16 protein-coding genes are annotated in these 20949 nt (G+C 68.2%); 5 read left to right on the top strand and 11 right to left on the bottom strand.

Annotated elements, in window-relative coordinates:
* The first annotated feature begins 5 nt into the window (after positions 1–5).
* Positions 6–539 (top strand): NAD(P)H-dependent oxidoreductase, encoded by a 534-nt coding sequence (locus tag AC5P53_RS18620; protein WP_164077972.1) that lies wholly within the window; start codon positions 6–8, stop codon positions 537–539.
* Between the two features lie 101 nt (positions 540–640).
* Here AC5P53_RS18620 and AC5P53_RS18625 read toward each other — a convergent pair whose 3' ends face one another.
* The 9 genes from AC5P53_RS18625 to AC5P53_RS18665 all read right to left on the bottom strand — a co-directional run bounded on the left by AC5P53_RS18625 (position 641) and on the right by AC5P53_RS18665 (position 9617).
* A complete protein-coding gene (locus tag AC5P53_RS18625; RefSeq protein ID WP_032961630.1) occupies positions 641–1252 on the bottom strand; it encodes a YbhB/YbcL family Raf kinase inhibitor-like protein in 612 nt (203 codons plus the stop codon).
* Between the two features lie 10 nt (positions 1253–1262).
* The gene (locus AC5P53_RS18630) at positions 1263–3332 is read right to left on the bottom strand and encodes a tetratricopeptide repeat protein (protein ID WP_241887659.1); all 2070 of its coding nucleotides are present in this window, start codon (positions 3330–3332) and stop codon (positions 1263–1265) included.
* 56 nt (positions 3333–3388) lie between these two features.
* Positions 3389–4378: a YheT family hydrolase gene (locus tag AC5P53_RS18635; protein ID WP_046427777.1), complete on the bottom strand. Its 990-nt coding sequence runs from the start codon at positions 4376–4378 to the stop codon at positions 3389–3391.
* Positions 4379–4430: 52 nt separating this feature from the next.
* The gene (locus AC5P53_RS18640) at positions 4431–5222 is read right to left on the bottom strand and encodes a lysophospholipid acyltransferase family protein (protein WP_032961622.1); all 792 of its coding nucleotides are present in this window, start codon (positions 5220–5222) and stop codon (positions 4431–4433) included.
* A 118-nt stretch (positions 5223–5340) separates the two neighbouring features.
* Positions 5341–5775 (bottom strand): hotdog fold thioesterase, encoded by a 435-nt coding sequence (locus AC5P53_RS18645; RefSeq protein ID WP_075075902.1) that lies wholly within the window; start codon positions 5773–5775, stop codon positions 5341–5343.
* Positions 5776–5785: 10 nt separating this feature from the next.
* The gene (locus AC5P53_RS18650; protein ID WP_075075903.1) at positions 5786–7843 is read right to left on the bottom strand and encodes a phospholipase D family protein; all 2058 of its coding nucleotides are present in this window, start codon (positions 7841–7843) and stop codon (positions 5786–5788) included.
* A complete protein-coding gene (locus tag AC5P53_RS18655) occupies positions 7840–8457 on the bottom strand; it encodes a YceI family protein (RefSeq protein ID WP_014645483.1) in 618 nt (205 codons plus the stop codon). The genes AC5P53_RS18650 and AC5P53_RS18655 overlap by 4 nt, the downstream gene beginning before the upstream one ends.
* Before the next feature lie 4 nt (positions 8458–8461).
* Positions 8462–8938 carry a SixA phosphatase family protein gene (locus tag AC5P53_RS18660; RefSeq protein ID WP_014035499.1) on the bottom strand — a complete coding sequence of 159 codons (477 nt, stop codon included), beginning with the start codon at positions 8936–8938 and terminating at the stop codon, positions 8462–8464.
* 49 nt (positions 8939–8987) lie between these two features.
* Positions 8988–9617, bottom strand: coding sequence for a nucleotide-binding protein (locus tag AC5P53_RS18665; RefSeq protein ID WP_005420986.1), 630 nt, complete (start codon positions 9615–9617; stop codon positions 8988–8990).
* A gap of 123 nt (positions 9618–9740) precedes the next feature.
* On the opposite strand from AC5P53_RS18665, the gene AC5P53_RS18670 reads away from it, so the two are divergent.
* Positions 9741–11225 (top strand): AAA family ATPase, encoded by a 1485-nt coding sequence (locus AC5P53_RS18670; RefSeq protein WP_014645482.1) that lies wholly within the window; start codon positions 9741–9743, stop codon positions 11223–11225.
* A 472-nt stretch (positions 11226–11697) separates the two neighbouring features.
* On the opposite strand, the gene AC5P53_RS18675 is transcribed toward AC5P53_RS18670, so the two are convergent.
* The gene (locus AC5P53_RS18675) at positions 11698–12333 is read right to left on the bottom strand and encodes a tetratricopeptide repeat protein (protein ID WP_046427754.1); all 636 of its coding nucleotides are present in this window, start codon (positions 12331–12333) and stop codon (positions 11698–11700) included.
* Positions 12334–12504: 171 nt separating this feature from the next.
* Here AC5P53_RS18675 and AC5P53_RS18680 point away from each other — a divergent pair, with 171 nt between their 5' ends.
* On the top strand, positions 12505–16191 hold the full coding sequence (locus AC5P53_RS18680) for an indolepyruvate ferredoxin oxidoreductase family protein (protein WP_241887660.1): 3687 nt from the start codon (positions 12505–12507) through the stop codon (positions 16189–16191).
* A gap of 73 nt (positions 16192–16264) precedes the next feature.
* Here AC5P53_RS18680 and AC5P53_RS18685 read toward each other — a convergent pair whose 3' ends face one another.
* On the bottom strand, positions 16265–16879 hold the full coding sequence (locus AC5P53_RS18685) for a DUF938 domain-containing protein (protein WP_169412530.1): 615 nt from the start codon (positions 16877–16879) through the stop codon (positions 16265–16267).
* Positions 16880–17645: 766 nt separating this feature from the next.
* On the opposite strand from AC5P53_RS18685, the gene AC5P53_RS18690 reads away from it, so the two are divergent.
* Entirely contained in the window at positions 17646–19277 is a 1632-nt protein-coding gene (locus tag AC5P53_RS18690) for a TldD/PmbA family protein (protein WP_049419130.1), read from the top strand.
* A 30-nt stretch (positions 19278–19307) separates the two neighbouring features.
* On the top strand, positions 19308–20942 hold the full coding sequence (locus tag AC5P53_RS18695; protein WP_014645477.1) for a TldD/PmbA family protein: 1635 nt from the start codon (positions 19308–19310) through the stop codon (positions 20940–20942).
* Positions 20943–20949 lie beyond the last annotated feature (7 nt).

Raw genomic sequence — 20949 nt, forward strand, 5'->3', positions numbered from 1 at the left:
CCACGATGAAGATTCTCGCCATATCCGGCAGCGCGCGCCGGCAGTCGACCAACACCGCTCTGCTGGTGGCCCTGAAAGCCATCGCGCCGCCCGGCATGGAGATCGAGGTCTACGCCGGGGTCGGCGAACTTCCGGTGTTCTCCCCCGATCTGGAAGGCACCGATGAACCCTGCAGCGTGACGCGCTTCAAGGCGGCCATCGCCCGCAGCGACGGTGTGCTGGTGTGCAGCCCTGAATACGTGCGTGGCATTCCCGGCGGATTGAAGAATGCGATCGACTGGCTCGTATCCGGCGACCAGATCATCGGTCGGCCCATTGCGTTAGTGCATGCGTCCCATCGTGGCGAGGACATGCTGCAGGCACTTCGCGCGGTGCTGTCCACGGTCAGTGCCGCGTTCAGTACAACGCTGTTCCTGCGTGTACCGGTGCTGGGCCTGGAACCGGAGGAGATCTTCGAGGTGCTTCAGTCGGAAGTGCATCGCGCCGAAGCGGATGCGTTCCTGGCAGGGTTTGCTGTTTACTGCAGGTCCATTGCGTAGCAGAAGCAGCCGAGCATGGGCTCGGCTCTACAAGGCATAGTCGAGCATGGCTCGACTCTGCAGAAAGCAAAGCCGGGCATGCCCCGGCCCTACAAGGGCTCTCAGCCCAGCGCCGGGTTCAACGTGTAGGTGCCGTGCAGTGCCGCTTCGGCGAGCACGTGGCCGTGCATGGCGCGGTAGGCGTCGGCGGCGGTGAAGCGTGCCGGCAGCTGCAGCGATGCCACGTCCAGCGCGAACACGCGGAAGAAGTAGTGGTGCAGGCGTTCGTCGTTGAACGGCGGGTACGGGCCGTCATAGCCCAGGTAGTCACCGGCCATGTCCGGATTGCCTGCGAACCAGCCGGTGAAGTCGTTCAGGCCCTGGCGGCTGCCGGCCGGGCCGGCCGGTTTGGACTTGCCCTTCACCACGAAGCCGTCGCTGCAGCTGCCTGCGGCGATCTCGCGCACCGAGGCCGGAATGTCGGCCATTACCCAATGCACGAAATCACAGCGCGGCTGGTCGCGCGGCACGCTCATGTCGGTGCGGCCGACCGTCTCCGGCACGGTCGGCACGTCCGGATCGACACACACCAGCAGGAACGAACGGGTGCCCTCCGGCACATCGCTCCAGGCCAGGTGCGGATTGCGGTCCGGTGCGAAGCCCGCGGCATCGCCGGCGGCGAATTCGCGGTCGATCGGTGCACCGTTGGTCAGGCTGTGGCTGCTCAGTTGCATCGGCGTGTCCTCACTCTTCCGGATAACCCAGGCGCACCGCGATCGGGGTGAGCTTGGCGAAGGCGGCGCTCATCACGTCGCGGTAGTTGCGCCAGTGGCCCGGCGGGAAGCGCGGCGCACCCAGTTGCGCGGCTGGCGGCATCGGCCGCTCGAACAGGCGGCCCAGCAGTTCGGCCATCGCCTGCGCATCGTTGCCGATCTGGTCGATGCGCAGCAGCACCTGCGGGTACAGATCGTCCTCGTGCAGGGCGGCGACCTGGGCCAGCGCGCGCGCCAGCCATTCGCTGGCTTCGGCCAGCGAGGTCATTGCCAGCGGTGCGGCGGCACCGTAGGCCACCCAGTCCAGCAGCATGTCGCGCGGATCGCGCAGCACCACCAGCAGGCGGCCCTGCGGCAGCTGCGGGCGCAGCGCCCACAGCAGCGCGTTGTCCCACCACAGCAGCCAGTCGATGATCGCGTCGTCCTGCACGCCGCGCGACGGCAGCTGTTCGCGCCAGCGCTGCACCAGCCGCTCCGGGGTCAGCACGCCCGAGGCAAGGTCCTGCAGCGTGTGGTAGTTCTGGAACGCGTCGTCGGGTGCGTTGGAGGTATAGCGGTCGCTGCGCAGCACCGGGCTGGCGGCGGCCAGGCCGGTCGCCACGCGCTCCACGCCCGAACCCGGCGCGCCCCACAGGAAGATCGGCGCGGAAGTGGCATCACCGTCGATCTCGCCCTTGTCCGGCCAGCTCGGCGGCGCCTTGGCCTGCGGCGGCAGCGGCAGGCGCTGCGGTGCCTGGTCGGCCTGCAGTGCCAGCCAGGTCTGCAGCGCGTCTTCGTGCTGCCCGGCGCGATCCTGGATCTCACCCAGCCAGGTGCGCAGGTCGGCGCGGTGGCCTTCCGGTGCCATGTCGATCAGCGCCTGCACGCGGGCGACCGCGGCGGCCGGATCGCGCTGCAGCAGGCCTTCGACCAGGCGGGTTTCGCCGCTGACGCGGCCCGGTTCGAGGTTGACGATGCGCTCGGCGATCGCTTCGGCCTGGGCGTGTTCGCCCACCATGTCGTGCAGGCGCAGGCGCGCTTCCAGCGCCGGCAGGTGGCCCGGCATCGCGTCCATCCAGCGCTCGACCGTGGCGGCGGCGGTGGCACTGCCGACCTCTTCCACCGCCAGGCGTGCCAGCCACAGGTCGTGCAGCTGCGGGTGCTGCTCCAGGGCGGCATCCAGGCGTGCGCGGGCCTCGTCTTCGCGGCCCAGGCGCTGCCAGGACATCAGCAGCAACTGCAGTACGTCGCGGTCGTCAGGCAGCGATTCCAGCAACGGCAGCAGGTGCTCCAGCGCCTGCAGCGGCTGGCCGCTGCGCAGTGCCAGTTCGCCGGCCAGGCGGCGCATCGATGGCGTATCCAGGCCCTGCTGCTGCAGCGCAATCTGCATCGCTTCGGCGGCAGCGTCCAGGTTGCCCTGGCGCATGGCCAGCTGCACCACCAGGCCATGCAGCGAGGCGATGGTCGGGTTCAGTTCCAGCACGCGGCGGAACGCCTGCTCGGCGAAGGCCAGCATGTTCTTGCCCAGGTAGGCGAAGCCCAGTGCGTAGAGCACGCGAATGTCGTTGGGCTGGGCCTGGTTGGCGGCCGACAGCAGCGTCAGCGCGCGATCGGCATCATCGCGGCGCAGCGCGATCATGCCGTCGATGGTCAGCAGTTCCGGGTGGTCCGGTTCGACACGCGAGGCCAGGGTGGACAGGCGCTGCGCTTCATCGAAATCGTTGCGGCCGATCGCCAGGTGGGCCTGCATCAGGTAGGCAGCGAAGGCGTTCGGGTCCAGCCCGGTGGTGCGCGTCAGTGCTTCGCCAGCGCCGTCGAACTGGCGCAGGGCCAGCAGCAGGCCGGCGTGCTGCAGGTGCAGCTGGGCATTGTCCGGGGCCAGCTGCAGCGCCTGCTGCAGGGCCTCCATCGCGTCCTCGGCCTTGCCCTGCTGCTGCAGCGCAAGCGCCAGCCAGCGGTGGGCCTCGGCCTGGCCGGGTTCATCACGGGTCCACGCCTGGGCCAGCTGCACGGCCTGGTCGGCCTCGTTCTGGCGCAACGCTTGGATGATCTGGTCTTGCATGGCGGTCCGGTTCAAGGGCAAACCCGCATTGTAGCGGCCTGCGCGCCCGTGCCGGTTCAGCCTTGCAGCACGCGCTGCAGGCGCTGCGCCACCCAGCGCTCGGAGAAGCCGTCACCGCGCCAGTTTTCCAGGAAGCCACAGTGGCCGCCCCAGCAGGCGGTTTCCAGGTGCGCGTTGCGCGGCAGCTGCCAGTCGCTGAAGGTCGCGTACGGGATCACCGGGTCGTCCTGTGCCATCAGGATGTCGGCCGGCACCTGCAGCGAGGACAGGCGATCGCCGGCAATCGAGTAGCCGTCGAAATAGGCCTGCAACGAGCCGAAACTGGTGTGGCGCTCGACCAGCCAGGCGGTCAACGCGCGGATGTCCAGCTTCAGCACGCGGTCGTCGCAGTCGCTCAGTTCGGGGAACAGGTCGCGCTTGCGCCGCAACGAACCGGCCCACTTGCGCCGGAAGTACCAGTCGTACATTGCCGGGCCGTTCTCGATGCTCTCCATGGTCAGCGCCGGGTCCAGCACCGGGCATACCGAGGCGACGCGCAGCAGCGGCACGCCGGCCGCCGGCGCACGCAGGGCCAGGCGCAGCACGAAGTTGCCGCCCAGCGAGTAGCCAGCGGCCACCAGCGGCAGCTGCGGCCAGCGCTGGGCGATATCGCCTGCGGCATGCACCACTTCGTCGATCAGGTTGGAGTGGAAGATGCCGGGGTTGAGGTGATGGGTATTGCCGTGGTCGCGGAAATTCAGCCGCACCACGTCGAAGCCCTGTTCGAGCATGCGCGCGGCCGCCATGCGCATGTAGCTGGATTCGGCACTGCCTTCCCAGCCATGCAGCAGCAGGGCCATGCCCTTGGGTTCGCGGCCTTCGACATGGCTGTGCCAGCCCTGCAGGCGCACGCCGTCGCCGCCGTCGAGGATCAGTTCTTCGCTGATCGCGCCGGTCGCGGCCAGCAGCAGCAGGCCGCGCTGCAGGCGCATGCGGCTGGAGCTGAGCATCGACTGCAGGTGCGGATTGCGCAGCCAGCGCGGTGGCTGGTAGTCAGCCGCGTGCAGCGTCGGCGTGCCGGCGTCCAGGACGGGTGGCGGGATCAGGGCCACCGCACCCTCACTGCGTGCTCATGGCCGCCACGATGCGCGCGCGCGACGTCTCCGCGATGCGCCGACGGCCTTCCAGGTCCTGCGCACCGATCGGTGCCAGGAAATGCACTTCCGCACGCCGCGCCGGCTCACCGAGCAGGCGCAGGAAATTGGCGAAGAAACTCTCGCCGGGGCCGAACGCGACAATGGTCTGCGCGTCGCCCTTGAGCCCGTACACCAGAGCCACCGGCTGCACCGGCACGCCGGTCTCAACCGCCGCCTGGAAGATGCGGGCATGGAACGGGCCCACTTCGTGGCCACCGCGGGTACGCCCTTCGGGGAACACGCCCACTGCCTTGCCTTCGCGCAGGCGATCGGCCATCACCTGCATCACGCCACCGAGCGATTCGGTGTTGCCGCGCTGGTGGAAGATGGTCTGCCCGCGCGCGGCCAGCCACCCGACCAGCGGCCAGCTGGCGATCTCGCGCTTGGCGACGAAGCCCATCATGCGCTGGCTGTGCAGGATGCAGATGTCGACCCAGCTGACGTGGTTGGCGACGAACAGCACGGCGCCGGGCAGCGGCCTGCCGATCTGCACCAGGCGGAAGCCGAAGATCCACATCAGCCCCCCCTGCCACCAGTTGACCACTTTGGCCCCCAGGGTCGCCTCGCCCACGCGCAGTTCGCCCCACGGCCGAAGCATGCCGATCAGGATGAGCGGCAGGAACACGATGATGTGGACCAACAGCAGCGGTACGCGGTACAGGTAACGGCACACACGCGCCACGCCGCCGCGGGGGGCCGGAGTGGGGGAAGTCATCCGCGCACGATACCGGAGGGCCGTCATCGCTGCCAGCCGATTTAGGCCATAACACCCATCGACCGGGGCAATCGGCAGGGAACGCTGGGTTCCGCTGCCGTCACCGCCCGTCCGGGGCTCAGCCGTGGCCGGCCGCCACCACCGCCAAGGTCAGCCGCGAGATGCACACCAGCCGGCCCTGCTCGTCCTCGATGCGGATCTCCCACAGCTGGGTGCTGCGGCCCACGTGCAGCGCGCGGGCGGTGCCGGTGACCGTGCCCGAACGCACCGCACGCACGTGGTTGGCGTTGATTTCCAGCCCCACGCAGATCTGCTTGGCCGTATCCACACACAGGTTGCCGGCGCTGCTGCCCAGGGTCTCGGCCAGCACCACCGACGCGCCGCCATGCAGGATGCCGTAGGGCTGGCGGGTGCGCTCGTCCACCGGCATGGTGGCCTGCAGCCAGTCGTCACCGGCCGCGCTGAAGATGATGCCCAGCGACGCGATCGCGGTGTTGCGGCTGAGCGTATTGAGCTGCTCGAGGGAAACGGCTTCGCGGAACACCTGGGTCATGCGGGCACCTTCAGAGGATGGGAACGAGGCCGGCGCCGAATGCGGTCAGCATGCGTACCAGCAGCCACTTCGGGCCGACATTGACCTCGGGGAAATCACCCACGGCGACATAGCAGCGGTGGAAGCCCGGGTCCTGCCGGGGCAACGGCTGCGGGCAGTCCGGGCCGGGCTTGAACTCGTAGTCGGTGGCATAGCGCCACGGCCAGAAGTCGAGGATCGGCAGTGCTTCGGAGGCCTTGCCGACGCTGTAGTTGAGCCCGGACAGCACCGGCGGCTTGGCCCGCGGCGCCACCGTCCACGAGTTCTGCGGGTGGGTGTCGCGCAGGATGCTCTCGGCCAGCTGCTCGGCGAAGGCCGGGTCATCGATGATCACCGCGCCTTCGGTGTTGTAGTTCTCGCTGCGCGGGTCGAAGTTGTGGGTGCCGACCACGCCGATGCGGCGATCGACCACCAGCGACTTGGCATGCAGGCCCATGCGCGCGCCCTTGCGGGTGACCGGCAACGGCTTGTTGACCGCCTTGCTGCCCAGGAACGAGGGCCGGGTCTCGGTGCGCAGCAGGCGGGTTTCGACCTCGCTGCCGGCCGCACGGCGGCGCTCGCGCGCGTTCTGGTAGGCACTGCCGGTGCGCGGATGGTTCACCGCCCCCTGCTTGCCGGCGGGTGCCGGGTGCTCATCGCGATCGCGACGGTCGCCGGCATTGCTGCCGGCAGCACTGCCGCCGATCAGCGGGTTGCGCCCGCCGTCGTCGTCGCCTTCCGGCGCGGCGATCGGGTCGGGCAGCAGGTTGCGGTAATCGACCGGTGCATCCAGCGGGAACGGCTTGTATTCGAAGATGTTGAAGCCCAGTTCACGCATGTTGCGCCGCTTGTACTTGTACGACAGCGCATAGACGATCGGGTTGTCGGTCGCCGCCAGGCTGTTGCTGGACACCACCACGCGCGGCGGCTGCGGTCGCTTGCGCAGCTCGCGGAACAGCTTCTGCGCCGGTTTGGACAGCACCAGGTACGGCGTCTGCAGGATCACTTCCTTCTGCGCGCCGGCGATCAGCGCATCCAGCTGCGGCTCGGTCACGTGCTGTCCGGCCAGCGGCGCATCGGCCTTCTCGCGCCGGTGCTTGCGCGGCAGGTCGGCGACATAGCGCACCGAGGCCACCGGCAACGCGGTATCGACGAAGGAACGGCTGACGAAGTCCATGTCATTGGCTTCGGCACTGACCCGCTCCACCCGCTCGGGGCGGCGGAAGCTGGCCGGCGGCAGGGTCGGCACGCCCTCGCGCAGCAGGGTGCGGCCGACATCGTTCAGGCGCTCGGCCGGCACGCTGCGCCTGGCGCGCCAGAAGGCATCGAAGTTGGCCGCCATCGCCCGCGCCTCCGGGCCGGCGATCAGCACGTCGCGGTCGCGGAAGTTGTACTCGCGGTCCCAGTCGTAATAGTCGTCCTGGTAGTTGCGGCCGCCGACCACGCCGATCGCATCGTCGATCACCAGCAGCTTGTTGTGCATGCGCTGGTTGAAGCGGCGGAAGCAGCACAGCACGCTGCCGGCATAGTCGAAGTAGTTCAGCCGGGCCTTGCCGAAGGTCGGGTTGTAGACCCGCAGCTGGAAGTTCTGGTGCGCGCCGGACAGGGCGCCGAGGATCTGCAGGTCGGAGATCGCCGAGAGCTGGTCGATCAGCACCCGCACCTTCACCCCGCGCCGCGACGCGGCCAGCAGCTCGTCGATGACCAGCCGGGCACTGTCGTCCTTGTCGAAGATGTAGGTCTGCAGGTCGATGCTGCGGGTGGCGCTGCGCAGCAGGTTCAGGCGCGCGACCAGGGCGCCCTCGCCCTCGTCGAGCAGGGTGGCGTAGTGGCGTGGCTGTTCCGGGGTGGATTCGGTGAACGCCCGGCCCGCCAGCGCACGCAACGGCGAGTCCTGCGCGCAGCGGTCGGCGCGCTGGCAGTCGACGTCGGTCGAGCGCGCCTGCACGGCAATCGCTTCGGCACGGTCACGCTCGGCATGCGAGAGCGATGCACAACCGCTGCCCAGCAACACGGTTGCCAGCGCCAGGACGCGCAGCAGGAGGTTCACGGTTTCGGCGCCTCGCTCAGGCGCGCACGCAATACGAAGGTCACTCGGTCACTCAAGGCTAGCTGCCAGCTGTCCATTCCGTACCGGCCTCGCTGCACGGTACCGCGGCTGACGACGTCGCAATCATAGCCGGGTCGGGCGCACTCCGCCTTCTCGACCTGCAATGACTCGGGGTGGCTGATGCCGCGCAGGGTCAGCCGGCCGTTGATGGCGCCGCCCTGCTCCACGGTCTCCGGCCAGTAGGGCAGCGAGTCGAACTCGACCACCGGATGGCGCCCGGCATCGAAGAACTCCTCGCCGCGCATCCAGCCGGTATAGCGCGCCTTGCCGGGGATCTCCACCGAGCGGGTGAACATCTTCAGGTGCACCTGGTGACGGCCGTCGGACAGGATCTCGATACGCCCCTCGAAGTGCGGGAACACGCCTTCGATGCGCTGGCCGAATCGGGTGCGCACCTCGAAGCCGATCCGCGAGCGCTGGGTATCCAGGCGCAATACCCGTGGCGCCTCGGCGGACACGGGCGGCAACGGGGTCGGTGGGGGCGCCGCGGCCCAGGCCGGGCCGAGCGCCAGCAACGCGGGCAGCAGGAAGCGGCTGCGCCGCGCCAGGCTCATCGGATCACGGCCACCAGAACGCGTTCAGGCTGGCCACGCCGGGTTCGATCGAGGCCTCGCGCGGGAAGCCAAGCACGGCCACGCCGCCCGGCGGCATGCCGCGATAGTCACTGCTGGTGCCGTCGGTCATCAGGGCCACCAGCTGCTCCAGGCCCGGGTTGTGGCCGACGATCAGCACCCGGTCCAGGTCACGACGCTCGTCCACCAGCGCCGCCAGGGTGCCCGGGGTGGCTTCGTAGATCCGGTCTTCCAGGCGCTTTTCGACATAGCCGATGGCCGTCATCACCGCTTCCAGGGTCTCGCGGGTACGTCGCGACGGCGAGCACAGCACGCAGTCGGGCAGCAGGTTGTTTTCCTTCAACCACTTGCCGGCGGCTTCGGCCTCGGCGAGCCCCACCGGCGACAGCGGCCGGTCGAGGTCGGCCTGGCCGGAAACGGCGGGTTCGGCATGGGCATGGCGCAGCAGGATCAGTTCACGCATCGCGGGTTTCCATGGAGAAGAGGATGCAGCAGGAGAAGTGAGGCAGGCATCAAAGCTTGAGCCAGGACAGCAGCGGCTCCCAGTCGGCCTGGTGTTCGCGCACCTGGGCGGAGCGATAGTCGAACAGGCTGCGGCCCAGGCCGGTCATGACCACGTAGCTCTGGCTGTCACGCAGCTGCGCGACCACCGGGTATGGCCATTCGGCCAGCATCTGCAGCGCCTGCTGCGAGGTCTGGGTCCACGGTTTGGTGCGGTTGAGGACCAGCCCCACCGGCAGCTTGCGGCTGTGCACGCGCGGGTTCTGGGCCAGGCTGTTGAGGAAGCCGACGATGGCTTCGATATCCAGCGCCGAGGGCAGCACCGGCACCACCACGGCGTCGGCCGCGTCCAGGAAATGGGGGATATCGTCGGCCAGCGCACCGGCCGGTGCATCGATGATGACGGTATCGGTACCGTCGGGCAGCTTCTGCGCCCACTGCTTCTTCCGATACACATCGATGGGGAGCACCGCGCTTTCCAGCCCTGCACGCCGTTGTGCCCAGCGGGTGCTGGAGCCCTGCGGGTCGGCATCGGCGATCACCGTGGCCTTGCCCTGCAATGCCGCGTACGCGGCCAGGTGGGTGGCGACGGTGGTCTTGCCCACCCCGCCCTTGGAACCGGCCACCAGGATCGTCTTCATGCCAGCCTCGCTTCCGGGTACGTGCCCCGAGCGTACACCGGCGGTGGTGACGGGAGGTAGCACCGTGCTGAACCAGTGGCCATCGCCTTTGCTATCGTGGCGCCCCCGAAGGATCGAACCGGCATGAGCGAACTGCAGGACCTGAGCGCACTGATCCGCGCCAATACCCCCCTGATCGTGATCGAGACCCAGGATGAGGCCCGCATCGTCGAGCTGTTCCGGCAGACGCTGATGCACGTGTGGCGGGCCCTGCACCGCTGGTCCATCACCGAGGGCCTGCGTCGCATCGACCTGGACCGCGAGGACCCGCCGGTCGGCCCGCCCGATGCCAGCGCCGCCCTGCAGATGATCCGCCAGGCCGATCAGCGGGGTGTCTACCTGCTGCTCGATTTCCACCCCTACCTGGGGTATGCCAGCCACCAGCGCGCGCTGCGCGACCTGATCCAGCGCCGCCATAGCGAGCCGCATGTGCTGGTGCTGATCGGCGCCAAGGTCGAGCTGCCGGCCGAGCTGGAGGCCCTGGCGGTGCGCTTCAACCCGCGCCTGCCCGATGCCAACGCCCTGCTGAAGATGCTGCGCGAGGAGGCCGACGCCTATGCGCGCGAACACGGCGGCCGCCGTGTCGAGGTCGACAGCGAGGCGGTGAAGAAGATCCTGAAGAACCTGCAGGGCCTGAGCCTGGTCGATGCCCGCCGCATCGCCCGCCAGCTGATCTACGCCGATGGCGCGCTGCGCGACGACGACCTGCCGCAGCTGGCACGGCTGAAGTTCGAGCTGCTCAACCGCAGCGGCCACCTGTTCTTCGAGCATGACAGCGCGCGCTTCGGCGACGTGGCCGGTGCCAACCGGCTCAAGCGCTGGATCAGCCAGCGCCGGGTGGCCTTCATCGCCGGCTCGGCACCGGCCGGCCTGGATCCGCCGCGCGGCATGTTGCTGCTGGGCGTGCAGGGCTGCGGCAAATCGATGCTGGCCAAGGCCACCGCCGCCGGCTTCGGCGTACCGCTGCTGCGCCTGGACGTGGGCGCGCTGTACAACAAGTACCACGGCGAGACCGAGGCCAACCTGCGCCAGGCGCTGGCCTCGGCCGAGCAGCTGGCGCCCTGCGTGTTGTGGATGGACGAGATCGAGAAGGGCCTGGCCAGCGGTGGCGAGGACGGTGGCGTATCGCGCCGCGTGCTCGGCTACCTGCTGACCTGGATGGCCGAACGCAAGGCGCCGGTCTTCATCGTCGCCACCGCCAACCAGGTACACGAGTTGCCGGCCGAACTGCTGCGCAAGGGCCGCTTTGACGAGATCTTCTTCGTCGACCTGCCCACGCCTGAGGTGCGTGTGGAGCTGCTGCGGCTGCACCTGGGGCGACGCCAGCTCAACGGCGACGACTTCGCGCTGCCGGCGCTGGCGGCCGCGGCCAATGGCTTCTCCGGCGCCGAGATCGAGCAGGCGATCGTGGCCGGGCTGTATGCGGCGCACGCCGAAGGCCGGCCGTTGGATACCGAGCTGCTGATGAACGAGATCCGTGCGACGCGGCCGCTGTCGGTGCTGATGGCCGAGCAGGTAGAGGCATTGCGGGCATGGGCGTCGGGGCGGACGGTTTCCGCGGACGATTGAGGGGTTCCGGCGAACGGCGCAGCCCCTCGTGGCTGGTTGCTGAAAGCAACAGCTGCGGTTGGCGATCAGCCACGTGGAAGAAAGAAAAAGAGCAGAAGCAAAAGCAAAAGCGGTTGGCTGGCTGCTCTTGAGGCCCTGGGGTCAGATCCGTTTTCCAGAGGAAAACGGATCTGACCCCGGCTCGATTTATATCCCTGGCAGATTTCATCCACGCATGGCGTGGACCTACCGTGTCGACCAAGGTCGACACCTACCAACAGCCGCCGGAACCTGTCGAAGGCGGGGCACTGTGGGTTTGCGGGGTGTGAGCCGCATGGATGCGGCGACCAAGCCCCCATGGATGGGTTTACGGCGGCCCCGCAAACCCACAGTGCCCCGCCATCCCGCAGGAAGCCCGCTGTTGCTTCGGCTGCTGCAGTTGCTCCAGCCGTTGCCTCTGCGGGTGCCGGGTGCAACCCGGCCCCCCCTTCCCTCAGGGCCAGGCCGGCGGCGCGGCCGCCCAGGCCTGCTGCACTTCCGCCAGCGAGGCGCGCTCGTCGTCACGCCACAACGGCAACAACTGCGCAAAGCGGCTGCTGTCGCTCCATTGCGTCGGCTCGGTACGCACCGCTGCGGCATACCACTGCACCGCCTCCTGCTTCTGCCCGGCCCGCCACAGCGCCAGCGCATAGGTGGGTGGCAGCCAGCCCGGCTTGCTCAGCGAACCACCGGCAGCGGCCTGCCATTGCTCCAGGGCGGCTTCGGGCTGGCCCTGACGCAGCAGGTCCCAGCCGTAATTCCAGCGCACGCTACGGCCCAGGCTGCCCTGCACCGGCGCATCCTTCAGTGCTTCGCGATACAGCTGTTCACCCAGCTCGGTGCGGCCCTGCGCAATGGCCACCGACGCCAGCTGCACGGTGGCCTCCACGGTACGCCGGCCGCGCTCGCGCTGTTTGAGCAGCTGCGCCACCAGCGCATCCCCGTCGGACTGGACCACGATCATGGGCACGGCGGCCGCATCGCTGTCGAAGTAGAACTCCTGTGGTGCCGGCACCGCCGGCGCGGCCCACACGGGGGCCGTTCCCGAGACCAGCAACATGCTGCCCAGGATCTTTGCTGCAACTGACATCCCTTCTCCCCAGGCCGCAACCGCAGCCTCCCTCTCTCTCTCCCCGATCCTAACCCCAGCATGGCCGCCGGCGCGAGTGCCGGGGCGGTCGGGCCTCGCTGCTACAATTCGCGCCTTTCCCGCCGCGTGCCTGCACGCGGCCGGTGCCAGCCGATCCTGACCGGGCCAGCCATGACCAGTACCGCGCAACTCACTTCGCCCTCTTCCGCCGACCTGATCGACCGTGACTACACGCTCGACCACAAGTACACCCGCAACGAGGGGCGGATCTACCTGAGTGGCGTGCAGGCGCTGGTGAAACTGCCGTTGATGCAGCGGCTGCGCGACGCGCACGAAGGCATCGACAGCGCCGGTTTCGTCAGTGGCTACCGTGGCAGCCCGCTGGGCGGCTTTGACCTGGAGCTGTGGCGCGCGCGCAAGCACCTGGACGCGGCCAAGGTGAAGTTCACCCCCGGCCTGAACGAGGACCTGGGCGCCACCATGGTGTGGGGCACCCAGCAGACCAACCTTTTCCCCGGCGCCAACGTGCAGGGCGTGTTCGGCATGTGGTACGGCAAGGGCCCGGGCGTGGACCGCTGCGGCGACGTGTTCAAGCACGCCAATGCCGCCGGCACCTCGCGCCATGGCGGCGTGCTGGCGCTGGCCGCCGATGACCACGCCTGCCGCAGTTCAACCCTGCCGCATGGCAGCGAGGACGAGTTCGTCAGCGCCATGATGCCGGTGCTGAATCCGGCCGGCGTGCAGGACATCCTGGACATGGGCCTGCTGGGCTGGGCGATGAGCCGCTACACCGGCCGCTGGGTCGGCTTCAAGACGATCGCCGAGACGGTGGAATCGTCGGCCTCGGTCGAGGTCGATCCGATGGCGCGCCGCATCGTGCTGCCGGAAGACTTCGAGATGCCGACCGGCGGCCTCAACATCCGCTGGCCGGACCCGCCGCTGGACCAGGAAATGCGCCTGCACCGCTATGCGGTGAAGGCTGCACAGGCGTTCGCCCGCGCCAATGGCATCGACAAGGTGGTGATGGATGCGCCGCGCGCGCGGCTGGGCATCGTCACCACCGGCAAGAGCTACCTGGACGTGCTGCAGGCGCTGGAATACCTGGGCCTGGACGAAGCCGCCTGCGCCGACATCGGCATCCGCGTGTACAAGGTCGGCATGACCTGGCCGCTGGAGCCGCAGGGCATCGCGCGCTTCGCGCAGGGCCTGGAAGACATCATCGTGGTGGAGGAGAAGCGTGCCTTCATCGAGCGCCAGATGAAGGAACAGTTCTTCAACTGGCCGGCCAGCTGGGGCCAGCGCCCGTCCATCGTCGGCAAGTACGACGAGAGCGGCGAGTGGATCCTGCCGTCCACCGGTGAACTGACCCCGGCCACCATCGCCGGCGTGATCGGTCGCCGCATCCAGAAGTTCTTCAACAACGCATCGATCGAGCAGCGCCTGCAGTGGATGCAGGAGAAGGAAGCCGAACTTGCGTTGCCGCGCGCCAGTTTTCCGCGCGTGCCGCACTACTGCTCCGGCTGCCCGCACAACACGTCCACCAACGTGCCGGAAGGCTCGCGTGCGCTGGCCGGCATCGGTTGCCATTACATGGTGACCTGGATGGACCGCAGCACCGATACCTTCACCCACATGGGCGGCGAAGGCGTGACCTGGGCCGGGCAGGCGCCGTTCACCGATACCCCGCACGTGTTTCAGAACCTCGGCGACGGCACCTACTTCCACAGCGGTTCGCTGGCGATCCGCCAGGCGGTCGCTGCCGGCGTCAACATCACCTACAAGATCCTCTACAACGATGCGGTGGCGATGACCGGCGGCCAGCCGGTGGACGGTCCGCTGAGCGTGCCGGACATCGCAAAGCAGATGCGCGCCGAAGGCATCCACACCATCGTGGTGCTGTCGGACAACATCGGCAAGTGGACCGGCCAGCGCGAGCACTTCCCCAGCGACGTCGAGTTCCATGACCGCAGCGAGCTGGACGAAGTGCAGAAGCGCCTGCGCGAAGTGAAGGGTGTTTCGATCCTGATCTACGAACAGACCTGCGCCACCGAGAAGCGCCGCCGCCGCAAGCGCGGCAAGCTGGAAGACCCGCAGAAGCGGGTGCTGATCAATTCGCTGGTCTGCGAAGGCTGCGGCGACTGCGGCAAGAAGAGCTTCTGCGTGTCGGTGCTGCCGAAGGAAACCGAGTTCGGGCGCAAGCGCGAGATCGACCAGTCCAACTGCAACAAGGACTATTCCTGCGTGAACGGCTTCTGCCCGAGCTTCGTCACCGTGCACGGTGGCCAGCCGCGCAAGGGCAGCAAGCGCGATGCGTCCACGCTGCTGGACAACCTGCCGGCACCGACCCTTCGCGACAGCCTGGAACAGCCCTGGAACATCCTGATCACCGGCGTCGGCGGTACCGGCGTGGTGACCATCGGCGCGCTGCTGGGCATGGCCGGCCACCTGGAAGGCAAGGGCGCGACCGTGCTCGACCAGACCGGCCTGGCGCAGAAGGGCGGCGCGGTGACCACGCATATCCGCATTGCCCGTCGCCCTGAAGACATCCACGCCGTGCGTATCGCCGCCGGTGAAGCCGACCTGGTGCTGGGCTGCGACATGGTGGTGGTCAACGATTACTGGGCGCTGTCGAAGGTGCGCGCCGGCCGTTCGCAGGTGGTGCTGAACACCTACGAAGCGATGCCGGGCACGTTCACCACGCGCCCGGACATGCAGTTCCCCGCCGCCGACATCATCGCCGGCGTGCGCGTGGCACTGGGCGGCCAGGAACCACTGCTGCTCGATGCCACCCAGCTGGCCACCGCGCTGCTGGGCGATGCCATCGCCGCCAACCTGTTCATCCTCGGCTACGCTTGGCAGCAGGGCCTGGTGCCGCTGTCGTTCGACTCCCTGATGCGCGCCATCGAGCTCAATGGCGCCGCCGTGGCGATGAACCAGCAGGCCTTTGCGTGGGGCCGCCTGGCCGTGGTCGATCCGCAGGCCGTGCAGCAGGCGGCCGGCCTGGTGCGCAACCGCCACACCGATGCCGAATCCACCCCGGGCCCGCTGCATCCGCTGCCGCCAGGCGAGTGGGAGGGCAATGAATGGGGTGCCACTGCGGCACCGCGCAACACCGGCGACGAACGCGAACTGCGCGGCCTGCCCTCGCGCGGTGGCGACGTGGCGTTCCTGCCGCTGGATGACGCCCGCCTGTCGCGCTCGCTGGATGAAATGATCGAGCGCCGCGCCGCGTTCCTGGTCGAGTACCAGGATGCGGCCTACGCCAACCGCTACCGCCGCCTGGTCGAGCGCGTGCGCACCGCCGAAGCCGACCGCATCGGCGGCTCCACGGCGCTGACCGAGACCGTGGCCCGCTACCTGTTCAAGCTGATGGCCTACAAGGACGAGTACGAAGTGGCCCGCCTGTACACCAGTGGCGACTTCCAGCGCCGCCTGCAGCAGCAGTTCGAGGGCGACTACCAGCTGCGCTTCCACCTGGCGCCGCCGCTGTTCGCCAGGAAGGATGAGCAGGGCCGGTTGCTGAAGAAGGAATACGGCCCGTGGATGTTCAAGGCCTTCGGCCTGTTGGCCAGGCTGAAGTTCCTGCGTGGCGGCCGCTTCGACGTATTCGGGCGCACCGCGGAACGCCGCATGGAGCGCAAGCTGATCGGCGATTACGAGGCCACCGTGCAGGTATTGCTGGACGGCCTGGATGACGACCGCCTGGCCCTGGCGGTGGAGATTGCCAGCATCCCCGAGCACATCCGCGGCTTCGGCCACGTCAAGGAAGCGCATTTCGAGCAGGCCAAGGCGCGCGAAGCGGCCCTGCTGGCGCAGTGGCGCAATCCGAAGGCGCTGCATATCGTGCAGGTGGCCTGAAGGGAGTGCCGGCCGCTGGCCGGCATTCATCCCGGCAATCGGTTGCCGGCCAGCGGCCGGCACTACCGATGGTTTACCCCAACCGCCACAGCAGCAGGCGGTTGTTGGCCGGCATCGCCACATCCCCCAGGCGGGTGAATCCGTGGTCGGCGGCCAGCGCCTGCACCGCTTCGCTATCGCGGATGCCGCTGCGCGGGTCGCGCGCCTTCAGCCAGGCATCGAACTGCGCGTTGCTGTCGCTGCTGTAGCGGCCGCCGTAGTTGAACGGGCCGTACGCCGCCAGCAGCGCGCCGCGACGCAGCACCGATGGCAGCGCGGCGAACAACGCCTGCACGTGCGCCCAACTCATGATGTGCAGCGTGTTGGCGCTGAACGCGGCGTCGAACGTGCTGCTCTGTGGCAGGCTGAGCCCAGGCGCCGGTGGCAGTTCCACCTGCAGCGCCACCGGCGGCAGCAGGTTCAGAAGCGCCGCTTCCGCGCGCCAGGCCTCGATGCCGGGCAGATGGTCCGGATGGTCGCTGGGCTGCCAGCGCAGCCAGGGCCAACGCTCGGCGAAGAAGGCCGCGTGCTGGCCGGTGCCGCTGCCGATTTCCAGCACCCGATGGCGGTCGCCCATCCACGGGTCGAGTGCGGCGGCGATCGGTTCGCGGTTGCGCTCGCAGGCTTCTGAATGCGGCTTGCTCGACATCAGGACGGTGTCCGGGCGGGGTCGGCCCCATTGTGCACGAGGGGGGTGTTCCGAGCAGGGCTGCGCCCTGCACCTGCTTCAAGCCACAGCAACGGCAACAGCCAAAGCAACAGCAACAGCGGGCTTCCTGAGGGATGGCGGTGTGGATCCGGTGGCAGGGGACGCCGTAAATCCGTCCATGGAGGCTCGGTCGCGCCATCCATGGCGCTCACGCCCCTGCCACCGGACCCACCCCGCCTTCGACAGTTGGCCGCGATCTGTCGGAAACATCTTGGGGTCAGATCCGTTTTCCGCAGGAAAACGGATCTGACCCCGAATTTCATTCGATATCTGACAGATGTGTCGACCAAGGTCGACACCTACCAGCAGCGCACGGAATCTGTCAGAGGCGGGGCGGTGTGGGTGGGCAGGACCGTTGGCGCCATGGATGGCGCCATCGAGCCCCCATGGGTGAGGGCGCTTTGCTTGCGAAGCACTGCTTCGCAAGCGCCCGAACGCACAGCCGCCAGCGGCTGGGCCGGACCCCGGAGGGGGGTTAACGGCGTGTCCTGCCCACCCACACCGCGCCGCCATCCCTCAGCAAGCCCGCTGTTGCTGTGGCTGTTGCTCCGGCTCTGAGCAGGTGCAGGGCTGCAAGCCCTGCCGAAACACCCCCAACCATGACTGCAGTCACTTGCCCGGATGCCCCGCGCTGGCGAAAGTCGAGTGGTTGACGTGATCGGCTCGGCCCGTTGCCGGCCGCACGCAAGCGAGAGAGAGAAACGCTGTGCAACGACGTGAGTTCCTGGCTTTTTCCGGTCTGGGCCTGGCGGGCCTGCTGCTGCCGCATTCCCGTGCCATCGCCGCCGAGCAACTGCTCGCCCCGGTCGACACCCTCCAGCGCAGGCGCCTGGCGGACGTGGCGCTGGCCACCGCACGCACGGCCAAGGCCAGCTACTGCGATGTGCGCATCGGCCGCTACCTCAACCAGTCGGTCATCACCCGCGAGCATCAGGTCGGCAACGTGACCAACCGCGAATCGTCCGGCGTGGGCGTGCGGGTGATCGTCAACGGGGCCTGGGGCTTCGCTGCCACCCACCAGCAGACCGAGGCCGCCGTACGCGCTGCGGTCGAGCAGGCGGCCGCGATCGCCCGCGCCAACGCCAGCATCCAGACCCGGCCGGTGCAGCTGGCGCCGACGCCGCCGGTCGGGGAGGTGCGCTGGCAGACCCCCGTCCGCAGGAACGCGATGGCGGTGCCGATCCAGGACAAGGTCGAACTGCTGCTGGCCCTCAATGCCGCCGCGCTGGATGCGGGCGCCGACTACATCAATTCCACCCTGTTCCTGGTCAACGAACAGAAGTACTTCGCCTCCAGCGATGGCTCGTTCATCGACCAGGACATCCATCGCATCTGGCTGCCGTTCACCGCCACCGCCATCGACAAGGCCAGCGGCAGGTTCCGCACCCGCGCCGGCCTGTCCTCGCCGATGGGCATGGGCTATGAGTTCCTCGATGGCGATGCGCGCGGCAAGGTGCACCTGCCCGGTGGCATCACCGCTTACCGCGATTCCTACGACCCGGTCGAGGACGCCATTGCGGCCGCCCGCCACGCGCGCGAGAAACTGAAGGCGCCGTCGGTGAAGCCCGGCAAGTACGACCTGGTGCTGGACCCGTCCAACCTGTTCCTGACCATCCACGAGAACGTCGGCCACCCGCTGGAGCTGGACCGCGTGCTCGGCTACGAAGCCAACTACGCCGGCACCAGCTTCGCCACGCTGGACAAGCGCGATGCGGGTTTCCGCTGGGGCAGCGACATCGTCACCTTCTTCGCCGACAAGACCCAGCCGGGCAGCCTCGGTGCGGTCGGCTACGACGACGAGGGCGTCAAGACCCAGCGCTGGGACCTGGTGCGCGACGGCATCCTGGTCGATTACCAGGCCACCCGCGATGAAGCCCATATCCTCGGCCGCGATGCATCGCATGGCTGCAGCTACGCCGATTCCTGGTCCAGCGTGCAGTTCCAGCGCATGGCCAATGTCTCGCTGGCGCCGGGCAAGCAGCCGCTCAGCGTCGAGGACATGATCAAGGACGTGGAGAACGGTATCTACATCCACGGCCGGGGGTCGTACTCGATCGACCAGCAGCGCTACAACGCGCAGTTCGGTGGCCAGCTGTACTACCAGATCAAGGACGGAAAGATCGCCGGCATGATCGAGGATGCGGCCTACCAGATCCGCACGCCGGAATTCTGGAATGCCTGCACGGCCATCTGCGATGAACGCGATTTCCGCCTGGGCGGTTCGTTCTTCGACGGCAAGGGCCAGCCCGGCCAGGTCTCGGCGGTCTCGCACGGTTCGTCCACCACCCGCTTCAACGGCATCAACATCATCAACACCGCGCGCAGTCTCGGCGCTTGAGCCACCCATCCTTCGACATGGAGAGCAGCCTTGCAAAGACGTGACTTCCTGGCCCTGACCGGGCTTACCGCGGGCGGGCTGATCGTGCCCTCCTTCTTCGGCAAGGTGATCGCCGCCGAGCAGCTGCAGTCCAGCCTCGACCCGGCATTGAAGAAGCGCCTGGCCGACGCGGCGCTGCAGGCGGCGCGCAGCGCCGGTGCCACCTACTGCGACGTGCGCATCGGCCGCTACCTGCGGCAGTTCGTGATCACCCGCGAGGACAAGGTGCAGAACGTGGTGAACACCGAGTCCACCGGCGTGGGCATCCGCGTGATCGTCAACGGCGCCTGGGGCTTTGCCGCCACCAACGCACTGGGTACCGCCGACGTGGCCAGGGCCGCGCAGCAGGCGGCGGCCATCGCCAAGGCCAATGCCGGCGTGCAGACCGCACCGGTGCAGCTGGCCAAGGCGCCGGGCGTGGGTGAGGTGAGCTGGCGCACGCCGATCCGCAAGAATGCGATGGAGGTGCCGATCAAGGACAAGGTCGGCCTGCTGCTGGACGTCAACGCTGCCGCAATGGGCGCTGGTGCCAGCTTCGTCAACTCGATGCTGTTCCTGGTCAACGAGCAGAAGTACTTTGCTTCCACCGATGGTTCCTATATCGACCAGGACGTGCACCGCATCTGGGCGCCGATGACGGTCACCGCCATCGACAAGAGCAGCGGCAAGTTCCGCACCCGTTCGGGCCTGTCCTCGCCGATGGGCCTGGGCTACGAGTACCTGGACGGCGCCGCCGCCGGCAAGGTGGTCAGCCCGAATGGCGTGGTCAACTACAGTTCTTCCTACGACATGAAGGAAGACGCCATCGCCGCCGCCCGGCAGGCGCAGGAAAAGCTGAAGGCCCCGTCGGTGAAGCCTGGCAAGTACGATCTGGTGCTCGATCCGTCGCATACCTGGCTGACCATCCACGAGTCGATCGGCCACCCGCTGGAACTGGACCGCGTGCTCGGCTACGAAGCCAACTACGCCGGCACCAGCTTCGCCACCCTGGACAAGCGCGAACAGCATTTCCAGTACGGCAGCGAGCTGGTCAACATCTTCGCCGACAAGACCCAGCCCGGCAGCCTCGGCGCGGTGGCATACGACGATGAAGGCGTGAAGTGCAAGCGCTGGGACCTGATCAGCAACGGCAAGCTGGTGGACTACCAGACCATCCGCGACCAGGCCCACATCCTCGGCAAGACCGAGTCCGACGGCTGCTGCTATGCCGACTCGTGGTCCAGCGTACAGTTCCAGCGCATGGCCAACGTGTCGATGGCACCGGGCAAGACGCCGCTGAGCGTGCCGGACCTGATCAAGGACGTGGAGAACGGCATCTACATCATCGGTGATGGCTCGTTCTCGATCGACCAGCAGCGCTACAACGCGCAGTTCGGCGGCCAGCTGTTCTACGAGATCAAGAACGGCCAGATCACCCGCATGCTGGAAGACGTGGCTTACCAGATCCGCACGCCGGAGTTCTGGAACGCCTGCACCGCCGTGGCCGACGAACGCGACTACCGCCTGGGCGGTTCGTTCTTCGACGGCAAGGGCCAGCCGGGACAGGTCTCGGCGGTCTCGCACGGCTCGTCCACCGCGCGCTTCAACGGCATCAACGTCATCAACACCGCACGCAGCCTCGGCTGACCGGTCA

It is taken from the genome of Stenotrophomonas sp. YJH_SMC_82 (genome assembly GCF_059368875.1).